Origin of the sequence: Pseudomonas sp. UBA2684, assembly GCA_002354655.1 — a bacterium.
Lineage (GTDB): Bacteria > Pseudomonadota > Gammaproteobacteria > Pseudomonadales > Pseudomonadaceae > Aquipseudomonas.
Genome location: DELY01000010.1, coordinates 11,693 through 31,447, shown reverse-complemented (window position 1 = coordinate 31,447; position 19,755 = coordinate 11,693). Strand labels below are relative to the sequence as shown.

Here is a 19,755-nt window from a genome sequence, read left to right as displayed (position 1 = left end):
ACAGGGCTTTATTACAGGCAAAAAAAGCCCGGCACTAAGGCCGGGCTGAGTGGGTACACGCAGTACCAAAAACGCTGTGATCAGCTCATCCCAAGCCAGTTCGGCAGGGCGAGCGAGATAGACGGCACATAGGTGACGACGATCAGGAAGCTGAGCAGCAGCATCAGCCACGGCCAGGCGGCCTTGATCACCGAGGTCAGCGGCATGCCGGTCACCGCTGAGGTGACGAACAGGTTCAGCCCCACCGGCGGGGTGATCAAGCCGATCTCCATGTTCACCACCATGATGATGCCCAGGTGGATCGGGTCGATGCCCAGTTGCACGGCAATCGGGAAGAGAATCGGCGCGAGAATCAGAATGATCGCCGACGGCTCCATGAAGGCCCCCGCCACCAGCAGCACGATGTTCACCACCAGCAGGAACTGCCAAGGTTGCAGGCCCATGTCGACTACCCAGGCGGTGATCGTCTGCGGGATCTGCTCGGTGGTCAGGACGTGGGCGAAGAGCATGGCGTTGGCGATGATGAACATCAGCATGATGGTCAGCTTGCCGGACTCCAGCAGCACCTTCGGGCACTCGCGGACGGTCATATCCTTGTACACGAACAGCGCCACGAAGCCGGCGTAGACCGCGGCTACTGCCGCTGCTTCGGTCGGAGTGAACATGCCAGAGTAGATGCCGCCGAGGATGATCACCATCAACAGCAGGCCCCAGATCGCTTTGCGGGCGGTGCTGAGGAGTTCGCGCAGGCTGGCGCGCGGCATGGACGGCAGGTTCATCTTCCGCGCGACGATGTAGATCGCCACCATCAGAATCACGCCGAGCAGCAGGCCCGGCACTACGCCGGCCATGAACAGCTTACCGACCGATTGCTCGGTCGCCGCGGCGTACACCACCATGACGATCGACGGCGGAATCAGAATGCCCAGAGTACCGGCGTTACACACGATGCCGGCGCCGAACGCTTGTGGATAACCGGAGCGCACCATGCCGGCGATGGCAATCGAACCGACCGCCGCCACAGTCGCGGGCGAGGAGCCGGACAGTGCGGCGAACAGCATGCAGGCCATCACCGCGGAAATCGCCAGGCCGCCACGGATATGGCCGACGCAGGCGTTGGCGAAGTCGATCAGGCGTTGGGCCACGCCGCCAGTGGTCATAAACGCACCGGACAGCAGGAAGAACGGGATCGCCAGCAGGGTGTAGTGCTCGGAGGTCTCGAACAGCTTGATCGCCAGCGAGCGCACCGAGTCCGGGCTGAACAGCATGATGGTGATCGAACCGGCCAGGCCGAGGGAGGCGGCAATCGGCACGCCGATGAACATCAGCACGAACAGCAGAATGAACAGGAACAGGATGGTCATGGCTTATGTTCCTTGTGCTGAGGATCGTCGTGCTCGGTCAACTTCATCGCTTCGGCGGCCTCATCGGCGAGGCCGAGACCGGTTTGCTGGTTACGCAGGATGCGCACGAAAATTTCCAGGAAGCGGATGAATACCATGGCGTAACCGAACGGCACGATCAGGGTGATATGCCACTGTTTGATGCCGTAGTGGCCAAGGTCCTCGGCACCGATATTGGCAGTGAACAGGGTGTGCATCCAATCGAAGCTGGCCACGGTGATCAGCCCGGCGTAGCCGAGACAAGCCAGGCAGGCAATGATGCCGATGATCCGTTGGGTCGGTTTGCTGGTCAGTTTGACCAGTGCATCGACGCCGATATGCCCGGCGGTGCGCACACCATAAGCCAGACCGAAGAAGATCAACCAGGCGAACAGTGCCTTGGTCAAGGCGATGCTCCAGGTCATCGACTGGGCCAGGTCGAGAATGAAGTCGCCAATGGCGAGCAGCGTCTCGTTGCCGCCGAAACGGTCGCCCAGGTTGTAGAACAGCGTGTAGAAGTTATTGAGGATTACGTAAACGAATGTCACAAGCGTCATGGCCGCCAGCAGAAAGGCGATAAAGCCTTCCTCGAAGTGGTCCCAGACGCGCCGCAAGGCGTTCATCGATAGAGTCTCCAGTGTGGAGTGGATAGCGCACGGTCTCTGCGGGCGTATGTTCGCAGTGGGTAGGATGGGTGGAGCGCAGCGATACCCATCGGCTCAGGGCGATGGGTATCGTCGCATGCTCCTTAACCCAGACTACTGGTTGGCGGCATCCGCGGCTTTGATCAGATCGGCACCGATTTCGCCTTCGAACTTGCTCCATACCGGCTTCATGGCGTCGCGCCACATGCCGCGCTGCTCAGGGGTCAGCTCGATGATTTCGGTGGTCTTGGCTTCGAGGATGCGCTGCTTGTCGCCATCGTTGAGCGCGCCAGCTTGCTTGTTCACCTCGGCAGTCACTTCCACGATGATCTTGTCCAGCTCGCTGCGCACGTCGGCCGGCAGGCTGTTCCAGAACTTGGTGTTGGTGATCAGCATGTAGTCCAGGACACCGTGGTTGGATTCGGTGATGAACTTCTGCACTTCATGCATTTTCTGGCTGTAGATGTTCGAGTAGGGGTTCTCGGCACCGTTAACCACGCCAGTCTGAAGGCCTTGGTAGACCTCGGCGAAGCTCATCTTGCGCGGGTTGGCGCGCACGACCTTGAACTGCTCTTCGAGTACGGCGGACGCCTGCACGCGGAACTTCAGGCCGCGGGCGTCTTTCGGCTCACGCAGCGCCTTGTTGGCGGACAGCTGCTTGAGGCCGTTGTGCCAGTAAGCCAGGCCAGTGATGTTCTTGTCTTCCATGGAGGTCAGCAGTGCTTGACCTTCCGGGCTGAGCTGGAAGCGGTCGACGGCGGCCATGTCCTGGAACAGGAACGGCAGGTCGAATACCTGGATTTGCTTGGTGTATTGCTCGAACTTGGCCAGCGAAGGGGCGATCAGCTGCACGTCACCGAGCAACAGCGCTTCCATCTCCTTGCCATCGCCGAACAGCGAGGAGTTGGGGTAGACCTCGACTTTGACTTTGCCCGGCAGACGCTCTTCGGCGAGCTTCTTGAACAGTACCGCGCCTTGGCCCTTCGGCGTGTGGTCGGCGACGACGTGGGAGAACTTGATCACGATCGGCTCGGGCTCGGCCGCTTGGGCCATACCGGCGATGCTCAGAGACAGGGCGCAAGCCAGCGCCTTGGCAGTCAGTTTGAACATGCGAATGCTTCCTCTTGTTGTGGTTATCGCGTTAAGCGCCGTAGCGCGGCAAACGGGCGAACAAGAGCAAGTCTAGGCGGCCTGTCGGAAAACGACGGACGCGGGGCAGCGATAGCCTGGACTTGTACTTGTTTGGTTCGCCTGACGGGAGCCTAGAGCAACCGGCATGCCAGTCTGCTGGCCGGTTGCCAGCGAGCCATCTGGCTGCGCTCGGCAGAACCCGGCGCGGCCTTGCCAGCGCTAGGTTCTGTAGGACTTTGCCGATTTTCTTAGGCGATCTTGGCGGGGGCGTCTGCGGCGCAAGAGGGGCGCCGCCAGCACTGGATTTGGCGGGAATCCGCCGATTAGTCGAGGTCTTCTGGCGAGCTTCCGCCAGCGTCGGCGAAGTTCAGCCCGTGTTTGCGCAGTTTATCGTGCAGGGTTTTACGCGGCACGCCGAGGGCCTCGGCCAGGCTGCGCAGCGAATTGTGCGCGCGGGTCAGCTCGGCGGCGATCAGCGCCCGCTCGAAGGCTTCCACCTGCTCGCTGAGGTTGCCGGCCAGCGGCGCGCTGCTCAGGTTGCTGTCCAGACTCAGCTCAAGGCCCAGGTCGAGGCCAAGGGCAAAGCGTTCGGCGGCGTTCTGCAGCTCGCGCACGTTACCCGGCCAGGGGTGGCGCAGCAGCATGGCCCGCTGGCCCGGTTGCAGTTCGTGCGCGGGCAGGCCATGGCGCGCGCTGGCACCTTCGGCGAAGTGCTGGAACAGCAGCAGGGTGTCTTCGCCGCGCTCGCGCAGGGGCGGGATGCGCAGCGGAGCGACGTTCAGCCGGTAGTACAGGTCGGCGCGGAAGCGCCCCTGATCGGCGGCCTGGCGCAGGTCTTCCTTGGTCGCGGCAATGATGCGGATATCCAGCGGGATCAGTTGGTTGCCGCCGAGGCGTTCGACCACGCGTTCTTGCAGCAGGCGCAGCAGCTTGACCTGCACTTCCAGGCTCATGCTCTCGATTTCATCGAGGAACAGGGTGCCGCCATTGGCGAACTCGAATTTGCCGATGCGCCGCCGCGCGGCTCCGGTGAAGGCGCCGGGTTCATGGCCGAACAGCTCGCTCTCGACCACCGATTCGGCGAGGGCGCCGGCGTTGATCGCGACAAAGGGGCCGTCGCGGCGGTTCGACAGATCGTGCAGCGCGCGCGCCACCACTTCTTTGCCGGCGCCGGTTTCGCCGAGGATCAGCACGTCGGTGCTGATCCCGGCGAGCGCGCCGATCTGCTGACGCAGCCGTTGCATGGCCGGCGATTGGCCGACCAGTCGCGTGGAGAGCTCCTGGCGATCGGCCAGGGCCAGGCGCAGGCTGCGGTTGTCCAGCACCAGGCGGCGCAGGGCCAGGGCGCGGCGCACGCTGTCGAGCAAGTCGTCGCTGGCGAAGGGTTTTTCCAGGAAGTCATAGGCGCCGGCGCGCATCGCTTGCACCGCCAGCGGCACGTCGCCGTGGCCGGTGATCAGCAGCACCGGCAGTTCCGGATCTTGTTCGTGCAGTTGCTTGAGCAGTTCCAGGCCATCGACGCCGGGCATGCGGATATCGCTGACCACCACGCCCGGCCAGTCGCGGTCGATGCGCGCGGCAACGCCTTGGGCGTCGGCCAGGCTGACAACCTTCAGCCCAGCCAGGTCGAGGGTTTGACTGAGGGCTTGGCGCAGGTGCGGATCGTCGTCGATCAGCAGCACCTGAATGCGCGCGTCGATGGTGGTGCTCATACAATAAAGTCCTCTGGCGACTGGGTTTTTACGCCGTGTTCGGCGGCGCGCAGGCGCAGGGTCAGCAGGGCGCCGCCGTCGGGGTGATTGGCGAACAGCAGTTCACCGCCAAGGGCACGCATCAGGGTATCGCAAATGGCCAGGCCCAGGCCCAGGCCTTGGGCGCTGGTCTTGGTGGTGAAGAATGGCTCGCGGGCGCGTTGCAGGGCTTCGACGCTGAAGCCGGGGCCGTTGTCACGCAGGTGCAGGTCGACACCCTCGGCGGTGCGCTCGGCGCTCAGCCAGATGCGCCGCGGCTGGGGTTTTTCGCCGAGGGCGTCGAGGGCATTGGCCAGCACGTTGCCGAGCACTTGGCGCAGGCGGGTTTCGCCGGCCTGCACCCAGAGGGTGGCGTCCGGCAGGTCGCGGATCAGTTCGACGTCCATGGCCCGGCGGCGCTTGGCCAGCAGCGCCAGGGCGTCGTCGATGGCCGGTTGCAGGGCGACGCTTTCCGGGGCGTGGCGGTCGCGCCGGGCAAAGGCGCGCAGGTGGGCGATGATCGAGGCCATGCGTTCGGTCAGTTGGCTGATCAGTTTGAGATTGCCGCGTGCGTCTTCGGTGCGCTGGTGGTCGAGCAGCACGCCGGCGTTGTCGGCGTAGCTGCGAATTGCCGCCAGCGGTTGGTTGAGTTCGTGGCTGATGCTCGCGCTCATGGTGCCAAGGGCCGAGAGTTTGCCGGCCTGCACCAGCTCGTCCTGGGCGCGCACCAATTCCTGCTGCGCCTGTTCGCGCTCCAGCACTTCCTGTTTCAGGCGGCTGTTGAGCAGTTCGAGGTCCTGCGTGCGTTCCTGCACGCGCAGCTCCAGTTCGGCGCGCGCGCGGGCGTCCAGGGCGATGCGTTCGAGGTAATGACGGCGGCGCTGCATCATCAGGCCGAGCAGCAGCATCAGCAGCAGCAGGATGCCACCGCCAGCTGCCACGGCGGTGCGCACGGGGCGGTCGATCAAGGTGCGCGGGGCGAGGATGCTCACCGTCCAGCCGGTTTCCTGCAGTTCGCGGTTCTGCCTGATCCAGGTGTTGGCGTTGAGTTTCAGCGGCGGCGGCGATTGGGTCGGGTAGGGGATATTGGCGGCGATGGCGGCGCGCTCGGCGTTGTCCAGCGGGCGGCTGGCATGGAAGCGCCAGTCGCTGCGCGAGGTGAGGATCACCACGCCGTTGGCATCGGTCACCAGCAGTTGCTCGGGGGTGTTGCCCCACAGCGTTTCGGTGTGGTCGAGGTCGACCTTGACCACCAGCGCGCCGAGGTTGTCGGCGTCGTCGCGCACCGCCGCGGCGAAGTAGTAACCGCGCTTGCCGGAGGTGGTGCCGAGGCCGAAGAAGCGCCCGGGGCGTCCGGCAACCGCTTCACGAAAATACGGACGGAAGGCGAAGTTACGGTCGATGAAACTGTCGTCCTGGTCCCAGTTGGAGGCGGCCAGGGTCTTGCCGTTCGGGTCCATCAGGTAGATGACGTCGGCGCCGGTCTGCTCGCGGACCTTGCGCAAGAGGCGATTGGCCTGGTTCAGCGCGTCGCCGTTATCCGGCTGCTGCAAGGCGCCGCGCAGGGCCGGCAGGTCGCCGAGGATCTGCGGCAGCACTTCGTAGCGGCGCAGGGTGCCGAGCAGGTTGGCGACGTAGAGGTCGAGGGTCTGGCGGTTCTGCTCGATCAGCACGCTGCTGTAATAACGCTCGGCCAACTGTTGCAGCGGCCACAGCAGCGGCGTCAGCAGCAGGGCGAGCAGGGCGAGGCTGCGCCAGCGTGGGCGTTTAGCGGTGGGAATGGTTGCGGTCATAGGGTCGAGTGCCTGGGAGACAGGCGCATTATGCACATTCGGGCTTTAGCGCGGGCGGTCTACGCCATCGCCAGTGGGTCGCAACCGCCGGCTTGGGCACGCTGCCTGGCTGGGCTGAAGCCCGGCCAGCCGCATGCCCGGCTTGGCGCCGGTAAGGCGCAGGCTCAGCGCGGGCTGTGTAAACAGTCGAGCAAGGCGCTGTGCCAGTCTGGCAGTTGGATCGTCCAGTCGCGTTGCAGGCGCGTGCAGTCGAGGCGCGAGTTGAGTGGCCGTTGCGCCGGGGTCGGGTAGGCGCTGGTGGGGATGGTTTGCAGCTGGGCGGCGGGCTTGCCCTGCGCGCGCAGCTGTTCGGCGATGGCGCTGGCGAAGCCGAACCAGGAAATTTCACCCTGGGCGGTCAGGTGGTAAAGCCCCCAAGGGCCAGCCCGGCCGTCGCGCCAGTGTTGCACCAGCTGCGCGGTGGTGCTGGCAATGCTGCCGGCCCAGGTGGGGGCGCCGATTTGATCGGCCACCACGTTGAGGCTGTCGCGCTCTTGCAGCAGGCGCTGCATGGTCAGCAGGAAGTTGCGTCCGTGCAGCGAATAGACCCAGCTGGTGCGCAGGATCAGGTGGTCGCCGCCGACGGCCTGGATGGCCTGCTCGCCGGCCAGCTTGCTGCGGCCGTAGACACTCAGCGGGTTGGGCTGATCGTCTTCGCTGTAGGGCGCGGCCTTGCTGCCGTCGAACACGTAATCGGTGGAGTAATGCAGCAGCGGCACGCCAAGCGCGGCGGCTTCCTCGGCGAGAATGCCGGGCGCCGTGGCATTGATCGCGAAGGCCAGCTCGGGCTCGCTTTCGGCCTGGTCGACGGCGGTGTGCGCGGCGGCGTTGATGAGCAGGTCGGGTTGCAGTGCGCGCACCTGCTGGCGAATCTGCTCGGGGTTGGCCAGGTCGAGGTGTTCGCGGCCGCGCACGATCAGTTGGTCGTGCCCGCGCAGGCTGAGTTGCAGCTCGCGGCTGACTTGGCCGTGTTGGCCGAGCAAGAGGATCTTCATGGAAACAGGTCCGCCAGGTTCAGGTCGAGTCCGGCCTGGTCTTTGGCCGAGAGTTGCGGCGCAGCGGCGAGCGGCCAGTCGATGGCCAGCGTCGGGTCGTCCCAGCGGATGCAGCGCTCAAAGGCCGGTGCATAGTAGTCGGTGGTCTTGTAGAGGAATTCGGCGAACTCGCTGAGCACCAGAAAACCATGGGCGAAGCCTTCCGGCACCCAGAGTTGGCGTTTGTTCTCGGCAGACAAGTGCACGCCGACCCACTGGCCGAAGGTCGGCGAGCTGCGGCGAATGTCCACCGCGACGTCGTATACCTCGCCGGCGGTTACTCGCACCAGCTTGCCCTGGGCCTGCTGCAACTGGTAATGCAGGCCACGCAATACGCCGCGCTGCGAGCGCGAGTGGTTGTCCTGAACGAACTCGCGTTGCAGGCCGGTAGCCTCGTTGAAGGCGCGGGCGTTGAAGCTTTCGTAAAAGAAGCCGCGCTCGTCGCCGAACACCTTGGGTTCGAGGATCAGGACGTCGGCAATGGCTGTGGTGACGATGTGCATGGTTATTCCTCGGCCAGGCCGAACAGGTACTGACCGTAACCGGTCTTGCCGAAGGCCTTGGCTTGCTTGAGCAGTTGTTCGCGGTCGATCCAGCCTTGCTGGTAGGCGATTTCCTCCAGGCAGGCGACTTTCAGACCCTGGCGGTGTTCGATGGTCTGCACGTATTGCGAGGCTTCCAGCAGGCTGTCGTGGGTGCCGGTGTCGAGCCAGGCGAAGCCACGGCCAAAGCGCTCGACGCGCAGGTCGCCGCGCTGCAGGTAGGCGTTGTTGACGTCGGTGATCTCCAGCTCGCCGCGTGGCGAGGGCTTTACCGCCTTGGCGATCTCGATCACCTGGTTGTCGTAAAAATACAGGCCGGTCACCGCGTAGTTGGACTTCGCTTGCTTGGGCTTCTCTTCGATGGAGATGGCCCGGCCGCGCTCATCGAACTCGACGACGCCGAAGCGTTCGGGGTCTTTGACCCAGTAACCGAATACCGTGGCGCCTGCGGGGTGGCTCGCGGCGCGTGCGAGCTGTTCGCTGAAATGCTGGCCGTGGAAGATGTTGTCGCCAAGGATCAGGCACACTGAGTCGTTGCCGATAAACGACTCGCCAATCAGGAAGGCCTGGGCCAGGCCGTCCGGCGAGGGTTGCTCGGCGTAACTGAAGCGCACGCCGAACTGGCTGCCATCGCCGAGCATCTTCTCGAACTGCGGCAGGTCGTGCGGGGTGGAGATGATCAGGATGTCGCGGATGCCGGCGAGCATCAGCACCGAGATCGGGTAGTAGATCATCGGCTTGTCGTAGATCGGCAGCAGCTGCTTGGACACGCCGAGGGTGATCGGGTGCAAGCGGGTGCCGGAACCGCCGGCGAGGATGATTCCTTTCATGCTGAGTGCTCCTTAAGGGCGCCTAGGCGCTCGCGTTGATAACTGCCGTCTTGTACGCGCCGGCACCAGTCGAGATTGTCCAGGTACCAGTGCACGGTTTTGCGCAGGCCGCTGGCGAAGGTTTCCTGCGGGGTCCAGCCGAGTTCGCGCTCGATCTTGCCGGCGTCGATGGCATAGCGCTGATCGTGGCCGGGGCGGTCGCTGACAAAGGTGATTTGCTCGCGGTAAGAGCCCGCCTGCTGGCGCGGCGCCAGTTCATCGAGCAGTGCGCAGATGCTTTCCACCACGTGCAGGTTCTGCTGCTCGTTGTGCCCGCCGATGTTGTAGGTTTCGCCCACTTGGCCGGCAGTGACCACTTGTAGCAGGGCGCGGGCATGGTCCTCGACATACAACCAGTCGCGGATTTGCTGGCCATTGCCGTACACCGGCAGCGGCTTGCCATCCAGGGCGTTGAGGATGACCAGCGGAATCAGCTTTTCCGGGAAGTGGTACGGGCCGTAGTTGTTCGAGCAATTGGTCAGCAGCACCGGCAGCCCGTAGGTGCGTTGCCAGGCGCGTACCAGGTGATCCGAGGCGGCCTTGCTCGCCGAATAGGGCGAGCTGGGCGCATAGGGCGTGGTTTCGCTGAACAGGTCGTCGACGCCGTGCAGGTCGCCGTACACCTCGTCGGTGGAAATGTGGTGGAAGCGGAACGCCTGTTTGCGCTCGGCCGACAAGCCGGTCCAGTAAGCGCGAGTGGCCTCCAGCAGGCTGTAGGTGCCGACGATATTGGTCTGGATAAACGCCGCTGGCCCATCGATGGAGCGATCGACATGCGATTCGGCAGCCAGGTGCATGATCGCGTCCGGCTGGAACTGTGCGAGGGCATCGCTCACTGCGGCCTGATCGACGATATCGGCCTGAAGGAATTGATAGCGCGGGTTGTTTTCGACGTTGGCCAGCGACTCCAGGTTGCCGGCGTAGGTCAGTTTGTCCAGGTTGAGCACGTTGTGCTCGGTATCGCTCAGTAGATGACGAATCAGTGCCGAGCCGATAAAGCCGGCGCCGCCGGTGACGAGGATGCGCATGGATGTAGCCTTTGGCGATAAACGTTGGGTTGGGCATAGCTTGTGGCAGGCGCGTTTAAAGGTGCAAGTGGCTTGTGCCGGTAGTCAGGTTGCCTAGCGCTGCGTGGTGTCTGGGCGGCGGTGGCCGTGATGCGTTATACGCCTGAATGCAGCTGGTTTGTGCGGCGGATTATGCGTCTGACGGTGCCTGTCTCTCTATATAAGTCATTTATTGAGGCGGCTTTCTTCGATGGTTTTATGGCGCCAATAACTAATTGGACCGGCCACTAAAAGGATGTTGAAATGCCATCATAAAAATGATTAAGTCGCCAGCACAACGAGTGCTGACGGTATTCTGTCGCGCGCTGGTTTTTTGGCTTCTTTTTCTGCCTTTTTTCTGACGCTTGCGGGCGCGCTATTAACGGAAATTTTGGCGGGGGTATCTTTTCATGCGTCAGCTATCGGTCGGTAATTCATTGCTGGCGCGCCCCGGCTTTGTCGAATATTTCGTTGCGGTGATGCGCATTGTGCACGGTTTTACCGCCGCGTTGCCTGGCCTGCTCCTGCTCCTCTGGTTGTCGGATGAGCCAGGGTTGACGCAAAGCTATTCCGCGGTGCTGCTGTTCTTCGGCGTTCTGACCGTGATGATGTTTCAGGCGCTTGGGGTCTATTCGGAAGAAATCTTCAGCAACCTGCTGCGCTTCAGGATGATGTTCTTTGCCTGGTCGGCGGCATTCTGCCTGCTGCTGTTCATGCACCAAGCGCTGGCCATGTTCAGTTTCATGGAGTGGCGTTACCTGACCCTGTGGTTTGTCGCCAGCCTGGTTGCATTCGGTGGCGAGCGTCTGTTCCTGCTGGCGCTGTTCCGTTATTGGATGAGGTCCGGGCAGTTTCTGCAAAGTGCGGTGATTCTGGGCGGTACCGAGAACGGTGTGCGCCTCGCTGAGTTCATATCGCGCAATGGCGATATTCGTTCGGGCTTGATCGGCTTTATCGATGATCGTATCGGCCGGATGCCCGATACCCTGGCTGACCTGCCGTTGCTCGGCAACAGCGGCGATCTGGAACGCCTGATCCGCAAAGAGCGGGTAACTCAGGTGCTGGTGGCGCTGCCGTGGTCGGCGGAGAACCGTATTGGGCAGATCGTTCTCGAGTTGCGCAAGCTGCCGGTGAACGTGTTGCTGGTGCCGGACATGCTGGCCTTCCGGCATGCGCGCAACCGGATTACCGAGGTCGGCGGGTTGCCGATGTTCAATGTGTCGGAGCGCCCTCTGGACGGTTGGTCGCCGCTGATCAAGCGAATCGAAGACTTGCTGCTCGCCACTCTCGCCTTGCTCCCGGCGCTGCCGGTCATGCTCTTGGTGGCGCTGGCGATCAAGCTGGATTCGCCCGGCCCGGTGCTGTTTCGGCAAAAGCGCTATGGCTACAACAACCGCCTTATCGAAGTGTTCAAATTCCGCTCGATGTATTGCCATCAGAGCGACGCCAATGCCGAGCGACAGACCACGCGTGACGACGACCGCATTACCCCGGTCGGTCGTTTCATTCGCAAGACCAGCCTCGATGAGCTGCCGCAACTGTTCAACGTCCTGCTTGGCAGTATGTCCATGGTCGGCCCGCGCCCGCATGCCACGGCCACCAAGGCGGCCGGCATCCTGTTCGAGGACGCGGTCAAGGAATACACCGCGCGCCATCGGGTCAAGCCGGGTATTACCGGGTGGGCTCAGGTGAATGGTTTCCGTGGTGAGACCAATACCCTGGAGAAGATCGAGAAACGCGTCGAGTATGACTTGCAGTACATCGAGAATTGGTCGGTGTGGTTCGATCTGTACGTGCTGTTTCGGACCATTCCGGCTGTGCTATTGACGCGGGAGGCGTATTAGCGATGACTGCACTGATTCCATGCATTATTGCCGGCGGCGCAGGCACCCGTTTGTGGCCAGTGTCGCGCGAGGCGATGCCGAAGCCGTTCATGCGCCTGGCGGACGGGCGCAGCCTGTTGCAGAAGACCTTCGAGCGGGTTGCCGGGTTGGCCGATGTCGAGCAGCTGCTGACGGTGATCAACCGTGATCTGCTGTTTCGCTCCCTGGACGACTACCGGCCGCTCAATCAGCAGCGTCTGAGCCTGGATTTCCTCCTCGAGCCCTGCGGGCGCAATACCGCGCCTGCGGTTGCCGCTGCCGCCCTGCACGTCGCCCGTCATTATGGCGACGATGCGCAACTGCTGGTGCTGCCGGCGGATCATCTGATTGGTGATCAGGCCGCGTTCGTCGTGGCCATCGAGCAGGCGCGCACCTTAGCCGAAGCCGGTTGGCTGGTGACCTTTGGTATTCGTCCGGGGCATGCCGAGACCGGGTACGGCTATATCCAACAAGGCGCGGCGTTGGCCCACGGCGGGTTCCAGGTGGCCAGCTTCGTGGAGAAGCCCGATGCGCTCACTGCTCAGGGTTATCTGGATGGCGGTCAACACCTGTGGAACGCCGGCATGTTCTGTTTCCGCGCCGATGCCGTGCTGCGCGAGTTCCGCGAGCATGCGCCGCAGGTGCTCGACGCGGTGGCCGCGTGCCTTGAGCGCAGCCACCCCACCGAGGGCAAGCAGGGTTGGCAGTGTGAGCTGGATAGCCGCAGTTTCGCCGAGGTGACGGATATTTCCATCGATTACGCCTTGATGGAGCGTTCGCAGCGGGTTGCCGTGGTGCCTTGCTCGCTCGGCTGGAGCGACATCGGTTCCTGGCAGGCGATGCGCGAGCTGGTCGCCGCCGATGCCGATGGCAACCAGATCAATGGCGAGGCGATCCTGCACAAGGTCAGCAACTGCTATATCGATTCGCCCAAGCGCCTGGTCGGCGCGGTCGGCGTGCGTGACCTGGTTATCGTCGATACGCCGGATGCGCTGCTGATCGCCGATGCCAACAGTACCCAGGACGTCAAGTTCATTGCCCAGGAGCTCAAGCGGCGCGGCCACGAAGCCTATCGTTTGCATCGTACTGTCGTGCGCCCTTGGGGCACTTACACGGTGCTTGAGGAAGGGCCGCGCTTCAAGATCAAGCGCATCATGGTGCGTCCGGGCGAGTCGCTGTCGTTGCAGATGCACCATCACCGTAGCGAGCACTGGATTGTGGTCAGCGGCATGGCGCGGGTGGTCAACGGCGAACGCGATTTCCTGCTCAACACCAACGAGTCGACCTTCATTCCCGCTGGCCACAGCCATCGCCTGGTCAACCCTGGAGTCATCGAGCTGGTGATGATCGAGGTGCAGAGCGGCGAGTACCTGGGAGAGGACGACATCGTTCGCTTCAACGACATCTATGGCCGTGTGCCGGCAGCCGAGACGCTGAACTGATGCGCGTTGCCCTGATCATTCCGACGCGCAATGCCGTGTCCCATCTGGATCGGTTGTTGCCGGCGCTGGCCGCGCAAACCTTGCAGCCCGACGAATTCCTGGTGGTCGACAGCCGCTCGCGGGATGACAGCGCCGCGCGTTTTCGCCAGGCCGGGGCGCGGGTCGAGGTGATCGAGCCGGAGCAGTTCAATCACGGCGGTACGCGGCGCTGGGCCAGTCAGCAGGTCAGTGCGGATGTGCTGATCTACCTGACCCAGGATGCCATTCCGGCGAGCGCGCAGAGCTTCGCGCGACTCGTCGAGAACTTGCATTGCGAGGCCGATATCGGCGTAGCCTACGGCCGCCAGTTGCCGCATCCGGGCGCGGGTCTGCTCGGTGCCCAGGCGCGCCGCTTCAACTACCCGCCGCACAGCCGCAGCAAACGCCTGAGCGACGCCGCCGCCCTGGGCATCAAAACCTGCTTCAGCTCCGATTCCTTCTCGGCCTATCGCCGCGACGCCCTTGAGGCGGTCGGCGGCTTTCCCGAGGACGTGATCGGCAGCGAGGATGCCTACGTCGCCGCCAAGTTGCTGCTGGCCGGTTACGCGGTACGCTACGCCGCCGACGCCGAGGTGCAGCACTCGCACGATTACCGAGTGCTGGAGGAGTTTCGTCGTTATTTCGATATCGGCGTGTTCTATGGGCGCGAACGCTGGATCGCCGAGGCGTTCGGCCAGGCCGGTGGAGAGGGCAAGCGCTACGTGCTGGCTGAGATCGCCGCATTGCACGAGGCTGGCGCCCTGTACCGTCTGCCGCAGGTCGCTCTGCGCACCCTGCTCAAATACGCCGGCTATCGCCTTGGCTGGCATGAACAATGGCTTTCGAACTCGCTCAAGCGCCGCTTGAGCATGTTCCCCGTGTACTGGAAGTAACTCATGTCTTTGAAAAGGAAGCGCCACTCATGAAGCGCCTGTCTCTGGCCTTGTGTCTCATTTTGCTCGCTGGCTGCAACACGCCCGCGGTTATCCCGTTGCCGGATGACGAGCAAGTCGATGCCGGCAAGTCTGCCGCCGAAGAGCTGGCCAAGCTGCCGCTGCCGGAAGAGCGCATCCGCGCCGGCGACACCCTGCGCATCGTCCGCACCAGTGGTGAGATGCCGAGCATCTCGGCCTTCACCGCCAACTCGATATACGAGCTGACGCTCTACACGGTGATGAACGACGGCACCTTCCAGTACCCGTTCATCGGCATGGTCAAGGCCGTGGGCAAGACTCCGGCGCAACTGGCCGAGGAGATCCGCGGGCGCCAAGCCGTCTACTACCAGGAACCACGGGTGACGGTGAACATCAACCAGTCGCCGGGCAACACGGTGTTTGTTGGCGGTTCGGTGCGCAATCCGCAGCCGCTGCCGTTCCCGGCGGCGCCCACCCTGGAGCAGGCGATCATCGGCGCCGGCGGCATCATGATCGATGCCGACAGCAGCAGCGTGGCGTTGCTGCGCATGGACGAGCAGGGCCAGTACAAGACCTACTTCATCGACTACGGCAAGCTGATGCACGGCGGCATCGAAGGACGCATGGCGGTCGCCTTGCAGCGCGGCGACGTGGTCTTCGTACCCAAGTCCGGCATCGGCAACCGCGTGGAAGGCGTCGAGCTGTACATGAACCAGTTGATTCCGTTCGTGAAAACGCTGGGCGTCGGTTTCAACTACGACCTCAACCGCGATCAGTAAGCAGACAGGGATAGTGTTCCATGATTGAGATTCGTACTTTCCGCGACGTGCTGCGCTTGTTCTTCATCTTCAAGCGCGAGTTCCTGGTCGCCGTCTGCGTGACCCTGCTGATGATCCTGCTCGGGGCCTTCTTCCTACCGACCTCCTACGAGTCCAACTCACGCTTGCTGGTCAAGCCGGGCCGTGACAGCAATACCCTGCCGATCGAGATGACCGACCGTACCGCTTTGGTGGTGCCCGCCACCCAGCGTGACCCGATTGTCGACGAGGAGCGCCTGCTGACCGGGCGGCCGATCATTCGCCAGGTCGCGGAGCGCTACTATGAACTGGCGGCCAATGCACCTGGCCCGCAGGGTTTCTTCGCCACCGTCAAGCACGGCCTGCGCGTCGCCGGTGGGGCGGCCATCGACCTGTTGCGCGACATCTTGGCATTGCTCGGGCTAATCGAGGAACAGACCCCGGTGGAGCGGCTAGCCAAGAAGTTGGAGAAGGAATTCAGCGTCAGCCACGCGCCTGGCTCGTCGGTGATGGAAATCAGCTTCACCTGGGACGACCCCGCAGTCGCGCAGACCATCGTCAAGATCTGGGTCGACATCTACTTGCAGGAGCGCACCCGCGTGCTTGGGCGTAAGAGTCTGTACGACTTTTACGACACTCAGCTGCGGACCAGCGAAAGCAATATCGACCGGCTCAAGCAGCAGATACTTGTGAAGCTCAAGAGCATCGACGCCATCGAGATCACCGAGCGTCTGCAGGATCTCTCCGAACGCATCAACCAGCTGCGCACCGACCGCTTCAACTCGACGCGTCTGATCGCGGCCACCGAGGGCAGTCTGAACACCCTCGATCAGCAGATCAGGAGCCTACCGGGCGAGGTCCGCACGGTGCGCGAGCTGTCGCTGAACCCCGAGCACCAGCATATTCTGCAACTGCTCAACAACAAGCGGGCCGAGCGCCAGGATCTGCTGCGCACCTTCACCGAGCAGGCGCCGCCGATCAAGACCATCGACCAGAGCATCGCTTACCTTGAGGAGCGTGTCGCCAGCGAGGCGGCGGTTATCCAGAGTTCGGAGAACCGCGCGCCCAATCCGGTGGCCGAACGCCTGCAGAGCAACCGTTTCGACCAGCAGTCGGACGTCGCTCGCCTCAAGGCCCAGCTGAGCCGCCAGGACATGCAGTTGGCCAGTCTGGAAGCGGAGCGTGACCAGTCCATGGCCGCCGAGCCAGTCCTGGCCCAGCTGCAGCGTGCCCTCAGCGTCGAGGAAAAGAACTACGCGCTCTATGCCGATAGCTTGGAAAAGGCGCGCATCGATCGCGAGCTGGACAACAGCAGCATCAGCAATATCGCCATCATCGAGGAAGCCACGCTCAACCCGTCGCGGGTTTTCCCCAAGAGCCTGCTGATGCTTGCGCTGTCGATCCCGGCGGCGCTGATGGTCGGCCTGCTGGTGCTGTACATCTGCTACCTGTTGGATCAGCGCATCCACGATGGCGGGCATATCGAAAGTCGCTTCGGCGTGCCGCTATGGACGACCTTGCAGGAACTGGACGATCGGCAGGCGCCGAACAGTGCATTCATCGCCAGTATCTATCGACTTTATGCGCAGTTGCCGCTGGAGCAGATCGAGCAGAAGGGCCTGATCCTGGCCTTTACCTCGGCGGGTCGGGGCGAGGGCGTGGGCTTCGTCATTCAGCATCTGGCCAAGCTGCTTGGCGAGCGTGGTCATCACGCGCGTCTGGATAGTACCGAGCCGACCAAGCCGGGCGAAGTAGCGCTGCTCGCCGCGAGCTCGCTGCTTAGCAACCAGGATGCGTTCGTCACCCTGCGCCACGCGGACATGATCGTGATGGTGATCGAGGCGCGGCAGAGCACTATTCCGGTGGTGTCGAGCGCGCTTAACATCCTCACCACGGCGTTCAAGAAGGTCGACGGTATCATCGTCAACCGTCGCCGTTTCGAGGTGCCGCACGCGGTGCTCAACCTGATGGCGCGCCTGCGGGCGCTTTCCTGATGCGCATTGCCTTGCTGGCGCCGATGCCGCCCGAGCAGACCGGTATCGCCGACTATGCGGCGAACTTCTGCACGGCGCTGCAAGGCCTCGGCATCCAGGTGGAAACACCGCTGGCCGGGGTCGGCAACGATCCGGCCAAGGCCTTGGCGCGAATCGCCAGCTTCGACTGGTCGGCTGTCGACCTGGCACATGGCGAACTCGGCGGTGGTCGCCTGGCCGAGTTCGCCGCTCTGAGCGAACTGCGCCGGCGTTTTCCGCGCCTGCCGCTGAGCGCCACGGTGCACGACCCCGAGCGTTTGGTCTGGCGCCGCGCTCGCCTGCCCTGGCCACTGTCGTGGGCCGAGCATCTGCCGGCGCCGCTGCCCCAGGTCGCTACGGTGTTGGCCGATCCGCTGTGCCTGCGCGAGGAGCGCTGCCTGGCGGCGCAGCTGGATGCGCTGGTGACCCTGACTGAAACCGGCGGCGTCCATCTGCGCCGACGTATGAAGCTGGGCGCCGACAAGGTACGGGTAATCGCCCATGGCAACCCGATCATCCCGGTTGCGCCTCTGCCACCGCTGCAACCGCTCAAACTGCTGTATTTCGGTTTCATTTACCGTGGCAAGGGGATTGAGGACTTGCTCGACGCACTTGCTGGCATGCTGCGCGATGCGCCTGCCCTGACCGGCGCCTGGCGTCTGACCCTGGCCGGCGGCAGCGCCCCGGAGATGGCTTTCGCCCCCGGTGGCAGCTACCTCGACGAATTGCGCGCACGGATCGCCGAGCTGGGCCTGGACGAATTTGTCGACTGGGCGCTGGACGTGCCGGCCGAGCAGATACCCAGCCTGATTCAGGCGCACCACGCAATGCTGCTGCCGTATCGCGAGTCGAAGAAACTCGCCCTGCTCGGCGCCCTGCGTGGCACCAGCGGCGCGCTGTCCTGGGCCGCCGCCTGCGGGCGCGGCGCGATCACCTCGGATGCACGTGCTTTCGCCGAGGAGGTGGCCGCCGGCAACGGTGCGATTTTCCCGCAAGGCGATATCGCCGCACTGACGCAGCGCCTGCGTGAGTTGTGCGAGCGCCCGCAGGTGGCCCAGACCTGGGCCGACAACGCCCAGCGCATCGGTCAGGACCGGCAGTGGCCGGTCACCGCGGCACGCTTTCTGCAACTGTTCACCACCCTACGTGGAGGTTCTCAATATGTGGCGTAAACCCATCGTATGGCTGCCAGCGTTGCTCGTGTTGCTGCTGATCGGCAGCGCGTTGTTGCTGGCCAGCCGCAGTGCCGAAGCGGAAGTCACCGAACTACGTGCTCCGCGCAGCGTGGTCTGGAAGGACTACCTCGGGGTCAATGCGCAGTTCCACTTCTTCAGCCCGCAGGTGCAGGAAAAGCAGATGCAGGCGATCAACGACCTGGGGTTGGAATGGGTTCGCATCGCCATGCACTGGGCAATCCTGGAACCGCAGAAGGGGCAGTTCAACCTCGCCGCCTTCGACGGGGCTTCCGCGTCGATGAAGCGCCACGGCCTCAAACCGGTGGGTTTTCTCGCGGGCTCGGCGCCTTTCGCCACGTCGGCGCCGCCCGGTGACGAGCACCCCGATCAGTACCCGCCCAAGGATCCGCAGCTGTACGTCGACAGCTTGCTGGCGTTCATTGAGCGCTATCCGGATTTTCGCGCCTGGCAGATCTGGAACGAGCCGAACATCTATCCCTACTGGCGGCCGAAAGAGGACGCGAAGGCCTATGCCCGCCTGCTGTTCGCCAGCACCGAGGCGATCAAGGCGCGCTACCCCGACATGCCCGTGCTCACCGCGGGCATGGCTTATTTCAGCCAGATGCCCTACACCAACAACGAGCTGATGCTCAAACTGCTGCTCGACGAGGGCTTGGCCAAGCGCGACCTGATCGTCGCCTACCACCCCTATACCGAGGAGCCCGAAGGCGACGACGTTGCCGCCCGCGATTTTCTTGCCCGCGTGAAGTTCGTCAACCACGCCCTGCGCATGCACAGCATCAAGCAGATCTGGGCCACCGAGTGGGGCTGGTCGAGCTACGACGGGCCCAAGGAGATGCAGGCGATCATCGGCATCGACGGCCAGGCCGATTACACCTTGCGGCGCCTGGCGCTGATGAGTGCGATGGATTTCGATCGCACCTTCCTGTTCAACCTCAGCGATCTTCCGACCCTGGTCGGCCCGCGTGACCAGAAATACGGGCTGATTGACCTGGATGGCAATCCCAAACCGGTATTTGCCGCGCTGAAGAACTTCTTCGCCGTGACCGGGCCACGGATTGAGCCTGCCGACGTGCCGGATGTGCAGGATGGCCCGAACGACCTCTATAGCATTGCCTGGACCCGTGCCGACGGTAAGAACCTGTGGATGTTTTGGAGTGCCAGCGGCAAGAGCGTGAACATGCCGGGGGTGTCGAATGCGGAGCTACACGACCCGCTGACCGGCGAGGTGCGCATCCTCGGCAGCGAAGCTGTGGGTTTGACCGTACCGCTCAAGACCAGTCTGCAACTGCTGGTGTGGTAAA

Annotated in this window: 16 protein-coding genes; 7 read left to right on the top strand and 9 right to left on the bottom strand. The window is 63.4% G+C overall.

Features of this window, described 5'->3' with window-relative positions; genetic code table 11:
• Positions 1-80: 80 nt before the first annotated feature.
• The 9 genes from dctM to rfbB form a co-directional block, all read right to left on the bottom strand.
• Positions 81-1,364 carry a C4-dicarboxylate TRAP transporter large permease protein DctM gene (gene dctM, locus B3M58_RS05095; RefSeq protein ID WP_296217485.1) on the bottom strand — a complete coding sequence of 428 codons (1,284 nt, stop codon included), beginning with the start codon at positions 1,362-1,364 and terminating at the stop codon, positions 81-83.
• Positions 1,361-2,005, bottom strand: coding sequence for a TRAP transporter small permease (locus tag B3M58_RS05090; protein ID WP_296217484.1), 645 nt, complete (start codon positions 2,003-2,005; stop codon positions 1,361-1,363). The genes dctM and B3M58_RS05090 overlap by 4 nt, the downstream gene beginning before the upstream one ends.
• A 135-nt stretch (positions 2,006-2,140) precedes the next feature.
• The gene (gene dctP, locus B3M58_RS05085) at positions 2,141-3,136 is read right to left on the bottom strand and encodes a C4-dicarboxylate TRAP substrate-binding protein DctP (protein ID WP_296217483.1); all 996 of its coding nucleotides are present in this window, start codon (positions 3,134-3,136) and stop codon (positions 2,141-2,143) included.
• A gap of 344 nt (positions 3,137-3,480) precedes the next feature.
• On the bottom strand, positions 3,481-4,869 hold the full coding sequence (locus B3M58_RS05080) for a sigma-54-dependent transcriptional regulator (protein ID WP_296217482.1): 1,389 nt from the start codon (positions 4,867-4,869) through the stop codon (positions 3,481-3,483).
• Entirely contained in the window at positions 4,866-6,680 is a 1,815-nt protein-coding gene (locus tag B3M58_RS05075) for a sensor histidine kinase (protein WP_296217481.1), read from the bottom strand. The genes B3M58_RS05080 and B3M58_RS05075 overlap by 4 nt, the downstream gene beginning before the upstream one ends.
• A gap of 164 nt (positions 6,681-6,844) precedes the next feature.
• Positions 6,845-7,714, bottom strand: a complete 870-nt coding sequence (gene rfbD / locus B3M58_RS05070) for a dTDP-4-dehydrorhamnose reductase (protein WP_296217480.1) — start codon at positions 7,712-7,714, stop codon at positions 6,845-6,847.
• Positions 7,711-8,256: a dTDP-4-dehydrorhamnose 3,5-epimerase gene (rfbC, locus tag B3M58_RS05065; protein WP_296217479.1), complete on the bottom strand. Its 546-nt coding sequence runs from the start codon at positions 8,254-8,256 to the stop codon at positions 7,711-7,713. Before rfbC ends, rfbD begins: the two co-directional genes overlap by 4 nt.
• Positions 8,257-8,258: 2 nt before the next feature.
• Entirely contained in the window at positions 8,259-9,125 is an 867-nt protein-coding gene (gene rfbA, locus B3M58_RS05060; RefSeq protein WP_296217478.1) for a glucose-1-phosphate thymidylyltransferase RfbA, read from the bottom strand.
• Complete coding sequence (rfbB, locus tag B3M58_RS05055; protein ID WP_296217477.1) at positions 9,122-10,192, bottom strand: dTDP-glucose 4,6-dehydratase; 1,071 nt, start codon at positions 10,190-10,192, stop codon at positions 9,122-9,124. Before rfbB ends, rfbA begins: the two co-directional genes overlap by 4 nt.
• Positions 10,193-10,620: 428 nt before the next feature.
• Here rfbB and B3M58_RS05050 point away from each other — a divergent pair, with 428 nt between their 5' ends.
• Genes B3M58_RS05050 through B3M58_RS05020 form a run of 7 tightly spaced genes read left to right on the top strand, consistent with a single transcriptional unit; the run spans position 10,621 to position 19,754 of the window.
• Entirely contained in the window at positions 10,621-12,054 is a 1,434-nt protein-coding gene (locus B3M58_RS05050; RefSeq protein WP_296217476.1) for an undecaprenyl-phosphate glucose phosphotransferase, read from the top strand.
• Between the two features lie 2 nt (positions 12,055-12,056).
• Positions 12,057-13,514, top strand: coding sequence for a mannose-1-phosphate guanylyltransferase/mannose-6-phosphate isomerase (locus B3M58_RS05045; protein WP_296217475.1), 1,458 nt, complete (start codon positions 12,057-12,059; stop codon positions 13,512-13,514).
• Entirely contained in the window at positions 13,514-14,425 is a 912-nt protein-coding gene (locus B3M58_RS05040) for a glycosyltransferase family 2 protein (RefSeq protein ID WP_296217474.1), read from the top strand. The genes B3M58_RS05045 and B3M58_RS05040 overlap by 1 nt, the downstream gene beginning before the upstream one ends.
• Positions 14,426-14,454: 29 nt before the next feature.
• Positions 14,455-15,225 carry a polysaccharide biosynthesis/export family protein gene (locus tag B3M58_RS05035; RefSeq protein ID WP_296217473.1) on the top strand — a complete coding sequence of 257 codons (771 nt, stop codon included), beginning with the start codon at positions 14,455-14,457 and terminating at the stop codon, positions 15,223-15,225.
• Positions 15,226-15,245: 20 nt separating this feature from the next.
• Positions 15,246-17,237 (top strand): GumC family protein, encoded by a 1,992-nt coding sequence (locus B3M58_RS05030; protein WP_296217472.1) that lies wholly within the window; start codon positions 15,246-15,248, stop codon positions 17,235-17,237.
• Positions 17,237-18,427 (top strand): glycosyltransferase, encoded by a 1,191-nt coding sequence (locus B3M58_RS05025; RefSeq protein WP_296217471.1) that lies wholly within the window; start codon positions 17,237-17,239, stop codon positions 18,425-18,427. The genes B3M58_RS05030 and B3M58_RS05025 overlap by 1 nt, the downstream gene beginning before the upstream one ends.
• Positions 18,417-19,754: a beta-galactosidase gene (locus B3M58_RS05020; RefSeq protein ID WP_296217470.1), complete on the top strand. Its 1,338-nt coding sequence runs from the start codon at positions 18,417-18,419 to the stop codon at positions 19,752-19,754. Before B3M58_RS05025 ends, B3M58_RS05020 begins: the two co-directional genes overlap by 11 nt.
• Position 19,755: the final 1 nt, after the last annotated feature.

Coding starts and splice junctions, on each gene's coding strand:
- dctP (WP_296217483.1), bottom strand. CDS start 3,136: ATGTTCAAACTGACTGCCAAGGCGCTGGCTTGCGCCCTGTCTCTGAGC.
- B3M58_RS05035 (WP_296217473.1), top strand. CDS start 14,455: ATGAAGCGCCTGTCTCTGGCCTTGTGTCTCATTTTGCTCGCTGGCTGC.
- B3M58_RS05045 (WP_296217475.1), top strand. CDS start 12,057: ATGACTGCACTGATTCCATGCATTATTGCCGGCGGCGCAGGCACCCGT.
- rfbA (WP_296217478.1), bottom strand. CDS start 9,125: ATGAAAGGAATCATCCTCGCCGGCGGTTCCGGCACCCGCTTGCACCCG.
- B3M58_RS05075 (WP_296217481.1), bottom strand. CDS start 6,680: ATGACCGCAACCATTCCCACCGCTAAACGCCCACGCTGGCGCAGCCTC.
- rfbD (WP_296217480.1), bottom strand. CDS start 7,714: ATGAAGATCCTCTTGCTCGGCCAACACGGCCAAGTCAGCCGCGAGCTG.
- B3M58_RS05080 (WP_296217482.1), bottom strand. CDS start 4,869: ATGAGCACCACCATCGACGCGCGCATTCAGGTGCTGCTGATCGACGAC.
- B3M58_RS05020 (WP_296217470.1), top strand. CDS start 18,417: ATGTGGCGTAAACCCATCGTATGGCTGCCAGCGTTGCTCGTGTTGCTG.
- dctM (WP_296217485.1), bottom strand. CDS start 1,364: ATGACCATCCTGTTCCTGTTCATTCTGCTGTTCGTGCTGATGTTCATC.
- B3M58_RS05030 (WP_296217472.1), top strand. CDS start 15,246: ATGATTGAGATTCGTACTTTCCGCGACGTGCTGCGCTTGTTCTTCATC.
- rfbB (WP_296217477.1), bottom strand. CDS start 10,192: ATGCGCATCCTCGTCACCGGCGGCGCCGGCTTTATCGGCTCGGCACTG.
- B3M58_RS05040 (WP_296217474.1), top strand. CDS start 13,514: ATGCGCGTTGCCCTGATCATTCCGACGCGCAATGCCGTGTCCCATCTG.
- rfbC (WP_296217479.1), bottom strand. CDS start 8,256: ATGCACATCGTCACCACAGCCATTGCCGACGTCCTGATCCTCGAACCC.
- B3M58_RS05025 (WP_296217471.1), top strand. CDS start 17,237: ATGCGCATTGCCTTGCTGGCGCCGATGCCGCCCGAGCAGACCGGTATC.
- B3M58_RS05050 (WP_296217476.1), top strand. CDS start 10,621: ATGCGTCAGCTATCGGTCGGTAATTCATTGCTGGCGCGCCCCGGCTTT.
- B3M58_RS05090 (WP_296217484.1), bottom strand. CDS start 2,005: ATGAACGCCTTGCGGCGCGTCTGGGACCACTTCGAGGAAGGCTTTATC.